The sequence below is a fragment of the Streptomyces sp. NRRL F-6492 genome (genome assembly GCF_001280125.1).
Lineage (GTDB): Bacteria > Actinomycetota > Actinomycetes > Streptomycetales > Streptomycetaceae > Streptomyces.
Genome location: NZ_LGEG01000163.1, coordinates 1 through 320 on the forward strand (window position 1 = coordinate 1; position 320 = coordinate 320).

Sequence of the window (320 nt, forward strand, 5' to 3'; positions counted from 1 at the left end):
GTACGGGGTATACGGGCTCCTGGCGGCGGTGCACCGGATGCCGGGCCGGCCCCTCCACGGGAGACGGGGGGCCGGCCCGGCCGGGGGGTCAGGCCAGGGTGGGGACGATCGTGGGGACCTTGGCGTCGATCTCGGCCGGGGGGGGGGCGTAGCCGGCGTCGGTGGGGACCTTCTGGCCCTCCTCAGTCACGGTGTAATTGAGGGAGGCCTTGAGGGTCGGTCGGGACGCCGCCTTGTTCCGCTTGTCGGAGGTGAGGTCGTACGTGACGAGGAGGATGGGGGAGGCGCCCTCGGCCTTGGTGGCGTAGTCGAGGGAGAGG

At 72.5% G+C, this 320-nt stretch carries 1 pseudogene; it reads right to left on the minus strand.

The window, feature by feature from the left end:
* Positions 1 to 88: 88 nt before the first annotated feature.
* Positions 89 to 320 (minus strand): annotated as a pseudogene (locus tag ADL08_RS13950) (phosphate ABC transporter substrate-binding protein PstS); the annotation flags it as partial.